18 protein-coding genes are annotated in these 13018 nt (G+C 52.4%); 2 read left to right on the top strand and 16 right to left on the bottom strand.

Annotated elements, in window-relative coordinates; translation table 11 throughout:
* Positions 1-29: 29 nt before the first annotated feature.
* The gene (locus ACA373_RS05500; RefSeq protein ID WP_370734125.1) at positions 30-578 is read left to right on the top strand and encodes a hypothetical protein; all 549 of its coding nucleotides are present in this window, start codon (positions 30-32) and stop codon (positions 576-578) included.
* Between the two features lie 10 nt (positions 579-588).
* Here the strand turns inward: ACA373_RS05500 and ACA373_RS05505 are convergent, their stop codons facing one another.
* The 14 genes from ACA373_RS05505 to ACA373_RS05570 form a co-directional block, all read right to left on the bottom strand.
* Positions 589-1263, bottom strand: coding sequence for a DUF6246 family protein (locus tag ACA373_RS05505; protein WP_370734126.1), 675 nt, complete (start codon positions 1261-1263; stop codon positions 589-591).
* A gap of 59 nt (positions 1264-1322) precedes the next feature.
* A complete protein-coding gene (locus ACA373_RS05510; RefSeq protein WP_370734127.1) occupies positions 1323-2066 on the bottom strand; it encodes an Ig-like domain-containing protein in 744 nt (247 codons plus the stop codon).
* A 25-nt stretch (positions 2067-2091) separates the two neighbouring features.
* Positions 2092-2475, bottom strand: a complete 384-nt coding sequence (locus ACA373_RS05515; RefSeq protein WP_370734128.1) for a hypothetical protein — start codon at positions 2473-2475, stop codon at positions 2092-2094.
* Complete coding sequence (locus ACA373_RS05520; protein ID WP_370734129.1) at positions 2472-2840, bottom strand: HK97 gp10 family phage protein; 369 nt, start codon at positions 2838-2840, stop codon at positions 2472-2474. Before ACA373_RS05520 ends, ACA373_RS05515 begins: the two co-directional genes overlap by 4 nt.
* 1 nt (position 2841) lies before the next feature.
* Entirely contained in the window at positions 2842-3192 is a 351-nt protein-coding gene (locus ACA373_RS05525) for a hypothetical protein (RefSeq protein ID WP_370734130.1), read from the bottom strand.
* A 171-nt stretch (positions 3193-3363) separates the two neighbouring features.
* Positions 3364-3741 (bottom strand): hypothetical protein, encoded by a 378-nt coding sequence (locus tag ACA373_RS05530; protein ID WP_370734131.1) that lies wholly within the window; start codon positions 3739-3741, stop codon positions 3364-3366.
* A gap of 2 nt (positions 3742-3743) precedes the next feature.
* Positions 3744-4112: a hypothetical protein gene (locus ACA373_RS05535; RefSeq protein ID WP_370734132.1), complete on the bottom strand. Its 369-nt coding sequence runs from the start codon at positions 4110-4112 to the stop codon at positions 3744-3746.
* Positions 4113-4122: 10 nt separating this feature from the next.
* A complete protein-coding gene (locus ACA373_RS05540) occupies positions 4123-5190 on the bottom strand; it encodes a major capsid protein (protein ID WP_370734133.1) in 1068 nt (355 codons plus the stop codon).
* An 11-nt stretch (positions 5191-5201) separates the two neighbouring features.
* A complete protein-coding gene (locus ACA373_RS05545; protein WP_312759705.1) occupies positions 5202-5633 on the bottom strand; it encodes a hypothetical protein in 432 nt (143 codons plus the stop codon).
* Between the two features lie 3 nt (positions 5634-5636).
* Positions 5637-7034 carry a DUF2213 domain-containing protein gene (locus ACA373_RS05550; protein WP_370734134.1) on the bottom strand — a complete coding sequence of 466 codons (1398 nt, stop codon included), beginning with the start codon at positions 7032-7034 and terminating at the stop codon, positions 5637-5639.
* Between the two features lie 24 nt (positions 7035-7058).
* Positions 7059-7934, bottom strand: coding sequence for a phage minor head protein (locus ACA373_RS05555; RefSeq protein WP_370734135.1), 876 nt, complete (start codon positions 7932-7934; stop codon positions 7059-7061).
* Between the two features lie 31 nt (positions 7935-7965).
* Complete coding sequence (locus tag ACA373_RS05560) at positions 7966-9402, bottom strand: DUF1073 domain-containing protein (protein WP_370734136.1); 1437 nt, start codon at positions 9400-9402, stop codon at positions 7966-7968.
* An 11-nt stretch (positions 9403-9413) separates the two neighbouring features.
* Complete coding sequence (locus ACA373_RS05565) at positions 9414-10886, bottom strand: terminase (protein ID WP_370734137.1); 1473 nt, start codon at positions 10884-10886, stop codon at positions 9414-9416.
* A 2-nt stretch (positions 10887-10888) separates the two neighbouring features.
* Positions 10889-11413, bottom strand: a complete 525-nt coding sequence (locus tag ACA373_RS05570; RefSeq protein ID WP_370734138.1) for a terminase small subunit — start codon at positions 11411-11413, stop codon at positions 10889-10891.
* Between the two features lie 20 nt (positions 11414-11433).
* Between ACA373_RS05570 and ACA373_RS05575 the strand changes: the two genes are divergently transcribed.
* The gene (locus tag ACA373_RS05575) at positions 11434-11880 is read left to right on the top strand and encodes a hypothetical protein (protein WP_369894613.1); all 447 of its coding nucleotides are present in this window, start codon (positions 11434-11436) and stop codon (positions 11878-11880) included.
* Between the two features lie 104 nt (positions 11881-11984).
* Here ACA373_RS05575 and ACA373_RS05580 read toward each other — a convergent pair whose 3' ends face one another.
* Positions 11985-12203, bottom strand: coding sequence for a hypothetical protein (locus ACA373_RS05580; protein ID WP_369894612.1), 219 nt, complete (start codon positions 12201-12203; stop codon positions 11985-11987).
* 104 nt (positions 12204-12307) lie between these two features.
* A complete protein-coding gene (locus ACA373_RS05585; protein WP_370734139.1) occupies positions 12308-12844 on the bottom strand; it encodes a Rha family transcriptional regulator in 537 nt (178 codons plus the stop codon).
* Positions 12845-13018: the final 174 nt, after the last annotated feature.

The following is a 13018-nucleotide window of genomic DNA, read 5'->3' on the forward strand; positions in this document are numbered from 1 at the left end:
TCTCAACTGACACAGCAGAGGATGCCCAAATGGAAAAGGCAAAATTTAACGATCATTTCATTCGCTTCCCTTACAGAAAGGAAGTTCGTGAGAATGGTGATATCAATAACGGTGGCATAGACCTCACATCAGAACCAGAGCGAATTGGCGAGATACATGAGATACAGAGTTGGCCTTGGCTAAGGCGACTAATCGAAGAAGTTAATCTCAAGCCAGGACACTTCATGACCTTTGGATGCGATTTTGGCCCGCATGAAACCTACTATGCAGGTTACATCGAATTCTCTCACCGACCAGATATGAGGCAAACTACAACAGATGATTTACGCATCTTGGATGAGCACTTTTACCATTGGGTTGGTGATTTATACTCGGATGATAAGTCGGAACCCCATCCATTAGCTTATTCTTACAGCAGTTTACGCTGGGAATACACAACTCTTGAGTATCAGGGAATCTATGAAAAAGTCTCTGTTTGGTATCGAGTGACAGAGCCTGCGGCCGCTGAGTGGTTGGTAAATCACCTTCGCCATTTTCTTGTAGAAGTTTATCCATCGTTACCTCATATAAAACCTTGAATACGGCGGCTTATGTCGCCTTAGCTAGTCGCCGCGCCTTCTTCGCCAGATAATCATCAGCCACCGAGTCGTACTCTTCCCTTGTGAAGCCTTTCTGATCCGGGTACTTGGCGTTTAGCAGCATCTGAAACTCAGTCATCGTTAGCTGCTCGGCGTCGGTGCGGCTCATGTTGAAATGGTTACGGGCAGCACTGATGTAGTCGAACGCCCGAAACTCCGTAGTAGCCTGGCCGCTTTCGTGACGCTGTAGCTGGCGCACCTTTGCTTTGCCGATAATGCCGTGGGTTATGAGCGACTGAGCGATCAGCACCATGTCACCAGGCGGCATCGCCCCTTTGCGATAAACGAATGCCCATCGCCCCGAGCGCCCAAGGATAATTTCGCCGGTCAGCGGCGCCGGGTCACGGTCGCAGCATGCTGTGAGCACGGCCATAGCAGCCATCATGGCTGGCTTGGCTATCTGCTGACGACTCACGTACTCCACGAGCCAGGCCGGTATCTTTCCATATGCGTTCAGCGCCTGCTGAAGCAATGGTGTGATTTCATCGTTGTGCAGGTCATAAAATGCCTTAACTATCTCGGCCGGCTCTCCAATGCGCGACATGGCAGAAAATGAAGGCCTAAAAAAGTAATCATTTTCGCCCAGCGTTATCAGGCACTCGCCAATCTCTTTCTGTGGTGTCATGAGTTAATCCGGTAACAGACATTTTCGGGGCCACCAGTTGGAAGCCCCTGAAATGGCAATTACGACGCGGTGACCGTAACAGCCGTAGTGCCGGTAAAGGCGCCGTCATTTGTGGTGAAGGTGACGTTAGTCGATCCAGCAGCAACACCGGTAACCAAGCCGGTAGAGCTCACAGTTGCTTTACTTGCATCGGTAGTTTTCCAGGTTCCTGATTTGTCTGTCGCGTCAGCTGGCGCAACAGCAGCCGTCAACTGGCGAGTGGCACCAACAGCGATCGAGGTCGTGGCCGGGGTAACGGTTACGCCGGTAGCCGGCACGGTTTCATCGGTGTCCAGAACCTGAATTGTGTCAGCTGCTGCCACCTTAAACTCAGTGGAGAATGTGATGATATCGTTTGTGCCGCCGTCTGAGCTGAGGGCGTTGATCAGCATGTAGCCCGTGAACGTGACCGGACCGAACTCCATGCGCACCCACAAAGTAGGCTGTCGGGCCGCCTGAATCTCGGTGTTGAAATACTTAATCAGGCGACCAACACCGTACTGGTCGAGCTTGTCATTCCGGCGAACCTCACCTTCAAACGAGATAGTGAAATCGGCATTGGTCACGATGTTTTCGACATAACCTTTAGTGTCGTCGGCGTCAGACGTCACGCTATTAGGTGAGAAGTCGAAACCTTTACTTGTTCCGGCTGCCAGAGCTTTCCACTCTGATTCCTGCGGGACGGTGTCGGCGCAGCCATCGGCAACTTCAAGCACGATCGCGCGACCGAACAACTTGGAGTTGTCGGTTTGGCAAATTGCCATAGTTCATTCCTCTTTGGATTTTCGGCTATTCGCCGTATTTGATTGCAAACTGAAGCCGGTAAACCAGGCGGCCTTCGGCGGTTAGTACGGGAGCGGGTATCCCGCCGAAGTTTTCGATGTAGCCGATACAGTCATTGGGTAGCGGATTATCCTGGATGCGCTGAATAATGGCCTGAACCGCACTATCTGCCGCGCCGTTGCTGCCTTTTGAGCCTATCACGTCAACCATCACGTAATACTCTGCGCCCAGCTCATTTCGAATGTTAGAGCCGCCATTTGGCCGGAAAACAATGAACGCCTCTGACAGGTCGCCGCTGTCATTCCATATCAGCAGCTGAGTTGTGAAGCCATCCGCCAGGCCGTTATCAACGAAATGGTTGCGTAGCCGAACATGCATAGGAGGATTCAAAGCGACATCTCCTTTTTGATTGTCCTGTCTATTAGCTCACGCGTATCTTCGAAGCCTTTTGTCAGGAACTCTTTCTGCGCCGTGGCTCTCCTGAATGTCTGTGGAACGTTAGGATCGTGAACGTAGACGGCATAATTAGCGGAATAACCAACGCGCCCGGTTAGCCGGCTACCGTTTAAATTAAGTTCCCGGTACTGGCTATTGATGAGCGTGGACGTGTCTATAGGCGTGTAGAGCGCAGCCTGGGAAGAGCCGATAATCAGCGCACTCTGCAGCGCCCGCACTGCTTTGCGCCCCTGAATATCACCAATAATCGCGTTCAGATTCTGCTGGGCTTCACGAACGCCTTTGATTTTCACACCCATATCATGTTCCCGTGATAATGGCGTAATCGTCCGATGAACGCTCGAAAGTGTCTGCATAGCGAACGACCTGCATAATTTCATCGGCTCCCGCCTTGCGCGGGTCAACTGCCAGAGATTCGCCAATAAGGATGTAATCCCCGGTTTTGGCCTTTCCATACTCTGTCCAGAATGTATTTTTAACTACCTTCTCAGTTCCGATATCGCCAAGGCGCTTTGACAAGCCACCTTGATAGTCACACATGATTGTTTCCGGAGCGGCGTACCCAATGGTGTCGCCATATTCGTCCCTGTCCTGATATCGCCGCCAAATCGTGCATGCAGCGGTGTATGACCAGTTGGCAGTGGTTGTCATACTATCGCCTCCATTCCGTTACAGCAGGTCTCTCAGCGGCTATTTTCGGGCCGTTAATGATCCACTGACCGCTGCTGTTAACATAGCCCGTAGACTGCCGGCCAGATGAAGTTTTAAGCCAGACGCGATCAAATGGCTTGGGTAGTTTTTGGTTTGCAGATACCCATTCCATCAGCAGCCCCCAACAACATCGAAAAATCCAACCGAAACGCCAGAGATAGGCAGATCGCCGAGGCAGCCGTTCTTGTCCCACAAAAGCAACTGCCGATAAAGATAATCTGTTCCGGCGCTGTCGTAGGTGAAAGAGCGTGATGCACCAGATGGTGCTGATTGAGAAGCAATCTTTCTGGCACCGGACAGGGCGGCCAGTCTCGCCGCTGCATAGATAAGCATGAGCTTCTGCAGGCTTTCGGAGTAGCCCGCCCCGTCCATACAGGCAGAAGTGACGTTAACCTGGTCGATGAGCAACTGCAGGACAGCATCAGGAACCGTGAAGCCCAGCTCAGCCATCAGCGGCTTTACGTCATCCAGCATGATTTGGGCTGCCATGGTTACTTATCCTTTTTGGTTGCTGCGGCCAGCGCTGCTTCTGCGTCGTCAGCGCGCTTATTAGCGGCTTCCAGTGTATCGGCGTGCTCTTTGTCTTTTGCTTCTGCTGCATCCTGAGCGACTTTCAGCTGCTCCAGCACGTCATCCAGTTTGGACTGCAATACCGATGCGTCGGTGCTGACCGGTGCGGATGGCGTAGCCACTTCGAAAACCAGTTTTTCGCTTGCTTTCTCTTTAGATGTTTCAGCCTTACCCTGCTCGACCCACTTATCCGCGATCGCGCTGTCAACGTCATAAACCTTACCAACCTCCAGTTTCTGGAAGTTGGCACCGGCAAAGAGGTTTGAAGCCAGAATCTTTACGAGTGCCATTAGCTGCTCCTTAAGAGGCGTGGATGACGGAGTATTTGTTGTTGATGTCCTGCTTAACCATCAGGCCCATAGCACCCCATGTGCGCCAGATGTAATCGCTGTTGTAGAACGGACGCGGATCCGCAACGGTGCCGATAGCCTGTCCGACGATCGGAGCAATGACACCTGCAGTCAGTGGCACAATCAGGATTTCGTTACCTGACAACTGCGCATCTTCTTTGATGGCCGCAATACCAGACAGCTTCAGAATCTCTTCCATCACGGTACGGGTTGCGTTCACGTCGAAGTAACGCTCAAGGTTCGACATGATCTCTGCCGACACGTACCACGTCTGCGGTGCGTACTGGCTGTTGGTCACGCGGACCACATCACGCAGGGCGATCGCATTGGTGCGCAGAGCTACCGGATCAGTGCTGGTTACGAAGTTAAAGGTCAGAGTTACCTGAGCAACGCGCTCGTCTGCCTTCAGGCCTTTCCAGGTCAGGCCGTCAAACTTAACGTAGTTGCCTTCTGGATCGCGGAAGCCGTTGAACATGTAGTCAACGTACTGACGCTGCACATCTTCAACAGAGCCGCTTTGCGCATCAGCCTGAGACTGGAGTGCTGAAGGGCTGTTGAAGATTGGGTCGCGCCAGGTGAACTTGAAGCCTGAGTCATGCACCGGAACCATGGTGCCGTCAAAGGTGTAGCTCTTCGCATCCAGCGCCGCGCCAATCTGACCGGACATGGATGTGTGGGCCCAGCCACGGCCACCGGTACGAGCGTAATCGTAGCGTGACTGTTCAATGCGCACTGATCGAGACAGCGGCATCAGGTCATTCAGTAGGGTGAACTGGGTGGTTGGCTCGAACTGAGCCAGAACGGTGGTATCGAAGGCGCGGTAAAGGCGGCGGATATCGTCAACAGCATTGACGGCATCCAGACCGCCGGCATCTTCACGAATGCCACGCACGCGACCGAGGAAATCGGCAGCAGCCTGAGCACCCGCATTACGCGCCATTTGCAGTTCGGCAAACTGAGACTGGTTAACCTCGAGGTTTCCAGTGCGTTCGCCCAAGGAACGGGAAAATACAAACATTCAGGTGCTCCTTACTTGATCACAACGCGCAGCAGGTCACCTGCGGCGGCGGTATAGGCTTTGTCTTCTTCTACAAAGCAGCGAATGGACTCGTCAGCGGCTTGCGCTTTAACCTGCCCATTAGCGATTGAAAGCGGCTGACCTTTTTTGTAGGTGCCGGCCGCCGCGCGTACGTTCAGGAACATGCCCTGCATTGGCTGAATACCCACGACCAGTTCGCCTGCAGGAATGCTGTCATCAACAGTCAGGCAGCGCAGATAGTCGTAGTTGGCGACATAAAGAATCGCTTCTTCATTACCATCAACCGATGCAGTGAACTTGCCCGCATCAAAGAAGCCGATAGTGCCTGGCTTGGTGTCTGCTGCCGCGGCACCTTCACGATTCAGGAGCGGATTAGGGAATACGCCGCCCGCGTGAATTACATGCTTTCCATCTTTAGCCATCATTTACTCCGGCATTTCGCTGAGGGATTGAGTGTTTACCTGATGACGCGTGCCGCCATTCAGGCCAACAGATGATTGGCACTGTGCGTACAGGCCATCAAGTGCCGCGCCATCCAGAGCATTGACAGCCAAATCATCCAGGCCAAACTTCGCCTTAACCGCAGCGCGTTTTTCGCCTTTCTCTTTGTCGGCGTTAACCGCCAGGCCGCTTTCAATGGTGGTCAGTTTGTCGGCAAACGGCTTGAACCATGCCGGGGCCTGCTCGCTGTTAGTCGCAGTCTCTTTTGCCTTTTTGTCGTCCGCCTCTTTCTTCTCACGGGCGGCCTTCTCTTCTGGCGTCTCTTGTTTTGCAGCTGCCTTTTCCGCAGCCATCTGGTTATATGCGTCCATCAGCTCTGCATCGGTTTTGCCTTCGGTCGGCTTACCAGCTGCTTTTAGCGCATTTACGATCAGGTCTTTCATCGGATCTGTTTCTCCGTTGGTTTTAATTTCGTACTCAGTGGGTTTGCGCACGACCTCTACAGGTTCGCCGACGAATTGAGCGGTGCCGTCATCGTCGATGAGGTACTTCTGTTTGAAATAGCGGGTGTCATCGCGGTAAATAAAACTGTCCGGCCAGACCGTTTCGGGCCACAGCCAGTTATCGCCATCACGGCCTTCACGCAGCCGATCGCTGATAGCGCGCTGAATGTCGTCAAAGCTGAAATTGGAAGCGTTGGTGAAGAAGAACTTCGTTTTGTTAACGAGGCCTTCTTTGGTGCAGTTGGACGCCTCTGAAAGGCTGGCCACTTCAATTTGCTGGTCTTCACCATCAGAGTTAACGAAGATGCCTACGCCTTCATCAGGGGTTCCTGCTCCGGGCTCATCAAGCAGCACCGCCACATGGTCGAACATCATATTGGTAGCGATTTCGTTGTACTTTTTGCCCTTCGACTCACCATTGGCAGCGATACCTGAATACAACAGGCCGGTTGAGATGTGAATGGGTTCTGAGTTGGTGCCGGCGGTCATTTCATCCAGGCGGTTAATCAGGCGCTTTCCCTTCTCGCTGGATTCGGCGTATCGACGGTCAACGTACATGTCTCCGGTCACCTTGCCGTCGGTATGACTGACATTCTGCAGCCATGCGCCGACGTGGTAGTTGTTGACTGCGCGAACATCCCGGGCCGATACGTGCTTGCCGTCCACTTTAGGGTGCCCCAACGGCATCGGGTTACGCTCCAGCGTGTTATACGCCTTGCCAATTTCTGCTGCCGGGTACAACTTCCGGTTCATCACGATATCGTCGACAACGGGCGTAATGCCGCGAACCACGATATGTGGCTTGCCGTCGATGGTTTCAGTGGTGATGTTTGAAGCGGAGTTGACGACGGTCAGCACGTTAACGCGATTGCGCTTCATGCTGTGTCCTCATTGGGTAAGTGGTTAAGCAGCTTGCTGCCAATCCTTTCGCTCTTTTGCCAGTCGTTCAACGAGGCCGGGGTTAACGATCTTGCCGTTCTCGTCCAGTAAGCACGGGACATTCGCACAGTAGCAGTGGTACCTGTTCCCGCGCTCGGCATAGAACGCTTCAACTTCTTCGGTGGCGTAGGTGCGCCCGTGGCGGGAAGCATGCCATTGCCTGGTTGTTGGCTTTAGCGCTGACAGCCAGAGGATTGCGGTATTAAGTCCCAGCCTTTCTCTCGCCCAGTCTGTTTCCTGCCATTGGGCCTTACGCAGTGCCCCAACTTGCTCGGTCTGAGCAATGTTTTTGGCCTGAGCCATGCTCGCATTGAGGCGCTTACTGATGACCTGTGCCGTCTCTCGAGGGTTGACACCTCTGCCAATCGCATCTGATATCACATTAGCCAGGTCGGCTCTGGTAGCATCACTGATACCCTTCCATTCGCTGTAGGTGGAGACGTATGCAGCAGCGATCTGATTCTGGTATGCCGGGGTGCTCAACAGCTGCGCCAGCGTGGTTTGCTGCGCATATACCGGCGACTGTACTGAAAGATTAGTGAATGCCTGATGCGTGCCACGCTCATACTCTGTGACAACATATTCCAGCGCCCACAAGTTCTGGCTACCACCGTCAAGCAGGACATCATCCAGAATCAGCTGAACGCGTTGTAACAGATCAGCAAGTTGCGCCGCAGTCATGTCGTAAACGTAGGTGCCAGCGTTGACCTGATAAATCACATTGCCGTACACAGCATGTGAGACGTTACCAATTCGCTCCGTGCCGGTAAGTCGCTCATCAAATAGCTGCTTCAGTGCGACTTTTATGTCGTAATAACGCATTTCGATGTCGCGAATCATCCTGCTAACTGGCCGGGCGGATTGAGTCGGGTCAGCTTTGTTGCGAGGTATCAGTGGCGTTCGGATTAGCTGAAGGTTCGTCACTTAGCGGGTCTCCCGGTGGAACTGGCGGCAACTCATTATCTGGCAGCGGCTCCAGCTCCCCAGCTGAACGAATTTCATTAGGATCGATAGCAGGTGTACCGTATGCAGCCTGAGTTTTCTGCGCTACGTCTGCCAGTGCCTGCATGTTAGCTATCTTCTCTTTCTCACTCGGGGCGAGTAGGTCAGACCATGCCAGTGTGACTTCACCAGACTGAGGCACATCAATGACACCAAGCTTCCAGAATCGCTCCAGAATCGCTTTAACCACTGCAGTCATGAAGCCCCAGCGGCGACCGTTACAGCGCTTAGCCCAGTCCGCTTTATCCTCATCAGATGCCAGGCGGCCGGTCTGCTGTCCAAACAGAATGGTGAATGGGCACTGAATTGATGAGGAGAACTCGTTGGCAGTAACCGTCCATGATGGTGACGGGTCAGCGGCTGCTACAGACAGCACTGAAGGTGTCCCGGCCTGCATGACCAGAGCCGCATCGGTGCCGCGGTTCATCTTGGCAATTTTATCGTTCATCGCCTCGCCAATGTTGGCGTACCCAGCCTCTTTCGCCTGAGCGGCTATCCCCGCCATATCTGTCGTTGAGTCGAAAGCGATCCCCAACTGGCGGCTGGCGTTCTTCAGAAAGCCCTCAGCACTGCCGCCGGAAATCTTCTCAAGGTCGAGAAGTTTGTTGTAGCCAGCCCGGAGATAAGGCACGCCGGAAAGCATATTCTCATCCTCAGAGCCTTCACACAGGATGATGACGCGGTCCGGATGCACTGTAACGCTGCGAACTGGTCCGTATGTGCCATCATCGCCAACAGGCTGCTCGTTGAACTGGTAATTGACCGGCTCGCCGTACGTTTCCGAAATGGTATCGGTGTCGAAGTTGCCAGGCTTAATCTGCGATTCCCACGCTGGGATAAGCTTAACAACTGCCCGGTCACCCAGCCGCTTAATCACGGCGCTGTCTACGGGCTCTTTCCACTCGCGTCCGTCACGGAACTGAATCAGCAGAGCCGAGTACTTGCCAACCAGATTGCGGCGGTCAGCATCCTTAATCTTCGGCCAGTGTCGAGCCAGCAGCTTGGTCGCCGCAGCTTCCCATGGCGTCGAGGTAGTCGATTCCTTGTTTTCATCACCATCGATGATGGTCGGCTTATCAACCCAGCATGAGTCCAGCAGTTTGTGCACGGCGGCATAAGCCACCGGGTTACGCTCATAGGCGCGGTAGTATCGGTCAAAATCTAGATCGTTGGGATAACCAAACTCTTCATAGAGCTTCGTTCGCTTGGTGTTGCCCTGATGACCACCGTACAGCATGCGCTGACGGCCCATAGCATCAGCAAGGGCATTAACGAGGAATGTGACCTCGTTGCTTTGTTCACTCACTGATGAGCTCCTTAAAAGAAGATTGCGCCGGTCTGTTTATGGTTCGTCTTCGCTACAGCAAAGTAACGGAAAGCATCAGCACCGTGCGATGTGAAGTCGTGTAGAGGTTTATCTTTCCAGCAGCCGCGCTTGTCATCCCACTCCTTGCGGTAGCCCTCAAGGTGAGAGATACCCTGCTCACACTTAGCGGCATCAAAAGCGCATTTGGGGAGGATTTCACGTACTGAGTCGATGCCGGTGTCAACACCTAGCTTTGGTGCAACTTTGAAGCGGATTGAGTAAACCTTTCCGTCGATTTCGAAACCTTCTGCTGCTATCTGCTTTCTGCTTTTGCCATCACCAGCAAACTCCCGGTTATCGATGTCATGAGGAGCCCAGTGATCGCCGTATTCATAGCCGCGGTCTTTCAGCACCTTCATGTAATGACGCAAGCCTTCACCGCTGTTTTCGTAGTAGTCGATGACGTGATACTCCTCGCCAACGATGCGTACGAACCAGATGGCCGTGGAGTCGCCTACGCCGATATCCCAGAAGGTATGAACCGGCGAATGTGAGTTATCCGGCAGCACGCCGATCCGCTTCTGCTCGTAAAGCTTGCGGAACTGCTTCGCATAGTAGGCACCCTCGACCGACTGCTGAAACGCCTCCGCCGGTATCGACGGATATTCGCGCTTCATGTCATCGCCGAGCGTTTTCTCTTTGGCGTAATACCAGGCACGCTGCCGTTCGTTAGTCACCACCCCATGCTTTGCCTCAAGCTCAGCAAAATAATCGTTCAGGCGCTGCGGCAGCGGTTCTACCGGATCAATTGCATAGAGGGGGTTCTTCCACCAGCTGAAGAAAAAGAATTTCCAGTCAAGACTGCTTAACTGCTTACCCTGAAGAAGAGCTTTTTCAGCAGACTGGCAGTAATCGAAGAAGTAGCCAGCGCGGCCCTCTGCCGTGCTTTCAATCGTCGTGAAACAGTCGCTTGATACTGCTTCAAACGCACCAGTGACAATCTCCCGTGCCTTGTCCGGGTATTTGGCGCATATCTTGCCGAACTCCGAAACGTGGAGATAACGAAGCGTGCCGCCGCGAAAAGAGGTGCTGATATAAAGCGAGCCGCCTTTCTTAAATACCAGCTCGCCCGCCGCATCGTTGCTCGCAGGGTTGGCTGCTTTGATTTCATCAGGGATGCGATCGTAGGCATATTTAATCTTCTCTCGGAAAAGGCGCTTGGCATCGTTCAGGGTGTGAGCAATCAGGGCACACTTGGCGGCTTCAAACAGTGCAGCGTCCAGTTGGATAATGCAGACTTCTGTCGTAAAGCCAAGCTGGCGAGCCTTCAGAATGATGTTGCGGGTGTGCATCCCCTCGAAGTATTCGAGCTGCTCCGCCGTCATTTTAAAGCGTATCGGCTTGCCTTCTTTATCGGTTATCCAGTAGAGGTGATTCAGCCGCCAGAGCTTGTCACGCAGAAGCGCGAGATGTTCAGGCTTCATGCTCACCCCTTAGCGAGATCGTCCATCAGATCGGAAAGCGATTCGACAGTAACCTCTGACTTAACTTGCTCCCGGAATGCCTGAACAGAAACGTGTTTGCCCAGCAATTCAAGATTCTTAACCTTGTCAGGCCATTTAATTTTCTTAAGGATGCCGACCATTTCGCGGTCTTCTCCTCGCCCCTCAAACATGTCTGCCAGGTCGAAGCCACTAAGATAGCGACGCCATACAGCAGGCCATTGCGACACAGGTTTGATGCTCATGTCATCGGTCATGATGTCGAGTACATCCATCTGGTCGATTTCCAGTAAACGACGTAAAACATAAGAAGCATCAATATTTATTTGATCGCACCGTTGCGCTTTGAGATCTGCGATACGGTTTTGGATGTCAGGTTTTGTTAGGTTTTCACAGCCAGCTGCGCGGGCGGTCTTTTCGCTGTACCCCGCCCGAATGGCCGCTTGCGTGGCGTTCAAATCGATGAGGTACTCGCGACAGAACATTTCTTGTTTGTCGGTGAGTGCCATTTACTTTTCCAAGGGATGATATGCCTGAAATGATTAAAAGGTCTGCCAAAAACGCAGGTGATGCCGGAGAGTATTACGTTGCTTATATGCTATCCCGACTGGGTATCAGTGCCGCTTTAACTACAAGCGGTTCAAGTGCTGTCGATATCATTGCTACCATTGATGGTTCAAAAAGCATCAGTATTCAGGTTAAAGGATCGTGGGCCAGAAGTGCCCCACGCCAATGGATGGTAGGCAAGCATATTCCAGCCGTATCACCTGATTTCTTTTATGTGTTCTGTAACATGTCTGAAGACATTAACAACAATAATGTTCCTGAGATTTTTATCGTCCCAAGCTTAACCGTTGCAAACAATTCCACTTGGCACCATAGTGCGCCGCTTTTCAAAATAGCTAAAGGTGAGGATGAGCAGTACCTAGACCGCTGGGACCTTATTCAATCGGCTCTGGTACAGAGCCCAGTTTGATTACATAATCAGGCGCAAGTATCCCCGAGTTCCACCTTCATAAGCGTCTTATTCACCCCAATAAAAAACCGCCCGTAGGCGGCTTATTCAATAAGATGCAGTTGCTACTTACTCAGTGCTTTTTGAATTGCATCTGCAAGTGTTTCAATTTTTTCTGCTGCATGCTTCAAGTCTTCTTCAACTTTATCGGTCCTGGTGTTTGCTCCGCTTGCACCAGCAGATGCCTTAGCCAATTCTAAAGCAGCCTGAACAGCAAGAAGCCGCTGTTTCTGCTCTTGCGTAACACCAACTGGGGTATTTTTGCTGAAGTAATCTTCTAACATCACAACCTCCTTTCATAATGAAGGCTACACATTAGCGTTAAGAATGTTCTTAGTGAAGCAAAATTAATCATCATCAGGCCACTCGTAAATGCGCCTTGTGATGGTCACTTCGGTAGTCCAGGTATCGTTATCTGCCCGTGCTGCTCAATTTGCTCAATGCGGGCCAGAAGCTGGGGTTTCTTAACGCGTCCCCAGCGATTAAGCAGGCGACCAGACATGCTTGCTACGTCCTTCTCTTTCATGTACTCAAGCATGACGGCGTTACGCTCTGCCTCATAGCTTTCGCTGTGTTTGCGTAGCTCTGCCGTCATCCAGTTGAAGGCGTTGATGTACGCCTCTTTGACGCGCGCGGCAGCCGGGCCACTGAATCCCATTACCACCATCACAAAGCCACTGAAATCCATTCGGTAGAACTTCTGCTTTTTGTCGAAAATGCCTAACTCATTGATTTTCTCGGAGGCCCAAAAATGGGCCGTCGAGAACTCAGGGGAGCACTGCAAGTTTTCGATAGCTCTTATGACATGCTGATGTCGCTTACCGAATGCCTTAGCGATCTGGAATGTGTCCGTTACCGGCTCGCCATCAGCAGCGCCAACCAGCTGGCGAAAGTCAAAATCAGGAACAACCTGTAAATTTTTCATCGCGATTACCTTTTAGAAAGATGAGCCTGTTCGCACAGAAGAGCCGCCCCCGAGATGGTCGCCACCATATAACGGCAATTCTCAGGCTCAGCTTTCTGAAAGGCTCGGGGTTGAGTTGCGCTGCGACGCGCATAAAAAAGCCCCGCAGATGCGAGGCTGATAGTGCTTTGATGC

The sequence above is a fragment of the Erwinia sp. STN24 genome, from assembly GCF_041320675.1.
GTDB lineage: Bacteria > Pseudomonadota > Gammaproteobacteria > Enterobacterales > Enterobacteriaceae > Erwinia > Erwinia aeris.

Bases quoted from the DNA above. Each gene is read 5' to 3' on its own strand.
- ACA373_RS05555 (WP_370734135.1), bottom strand. From the start codon at position 7,934: ATGATTCGCGACATCGAAATGCGTTATTACGACATAAAAGTCGCACTG.
- ACA373_RS05535 (WP_370734132.1), bottom strand. From the start codon at position 4,112: ATGGCACTCGTAAAGATTCTGGCTTCAAACCTCTTTGCCGGTGCCAAC.
- ACA373_RS05545 (WP_312759705.1), bottom strand. From the start codon at position 5,633: ATGGCTAAAGATGGAAAGCATGTAATTCACGCGGGCGGCGTATTCCCT.
- ACA373_RS05540 (WP_370734133.1), bottom strand. From the start codon at position 5,190: ATGTTTGTATTTTCCCGTTCCTTGGGCGAACGCACTGGAAACCTCGAG.
- ACA373_RS05505 (WP_370734126.1), bottom strand. From the start codon at position 1,263: ATGACACCACAGAAAGAGATTGGCGAGTGCCTGATAACGCTGGGCGAA.
- ACA373_RS05565 (WP_370734137.1), bottom strand. From the start codon at position 10,886: ATGAAGCCTGAACATCTCGCGCTTCTGCGTGACAAGCTCTGGCGGCTG.
- ACA373_RS05510 (WP_370734127.1), bottom strand. From the start codon at position 2,066: ATGGCAATTTGCCAAACCGACAACTCCAAGTTGTTCGGTCGCGCGATC.
- ACA373_RS05520 (WP_370734129.1), bottom strand. From the start codon at position 2,840: ATGGGTGTGAAAATCAAAGGCGTTCGTGAAGCCCAGCAGAATCTGAAC.
- ACA373_RS05525 (WP_370734130.1), bottom strand. From the start codon at position 3,192: ATGACAACCACTGCCAACTGGTCATACACCGCTGCATGCACGATTTGG.
- ACA373_RS05550 (WP_370734134.1), bottom strand. From the start codon at position 7,034: ATGAAGCGCAATCGCGTTAACGTGCTGACCGTCGTCAACTCCGCTTCA.
- ACA373_RS05570 (WP_370734138.1), bottom strand. From the start codon at position 11,413: ATGGCACTCACCGACAAACAAGAAATGTTCTGTCGCGAGTACCTCATC.
- ACA373_RS05585 (WP_370734139.1), bottom strand. From the start codon at position 12,844: ATGAAAAATTTACAGGTTGTTCCTGATTTTGACTTTCGCCAGCTGGTT.
- ACA373_RS05580 (WP_369894612.1), bottom strand. From the start codon at position 12,203: ATGTTAGAAGATTACTTCAGCAAAAATACCCCAGTTGGTGTTACGCAA.
- ACA373_RS05575 (WP_369894613.1), top strand. From the start codon at position 11,434: ATGCCTGAAATGATTAAAAGGTCTGCCAAAAACGCAGGTGATGCCGGA.
- ACA373_RS05500 (WP_370734125.1), top strand. From the start codon at position 30: ATGGAAAAGGCAAAATTTAACGATCATTTCATTCGCTTCCCTTACAGA.
- ACA373_RS05530 (WP_370734131.1), bottom strand. From the start codon at position 3,741: ATGGCAGCCCAAATCATGCTGGATGACGTAAAGCCGCTGATGGCTGAG.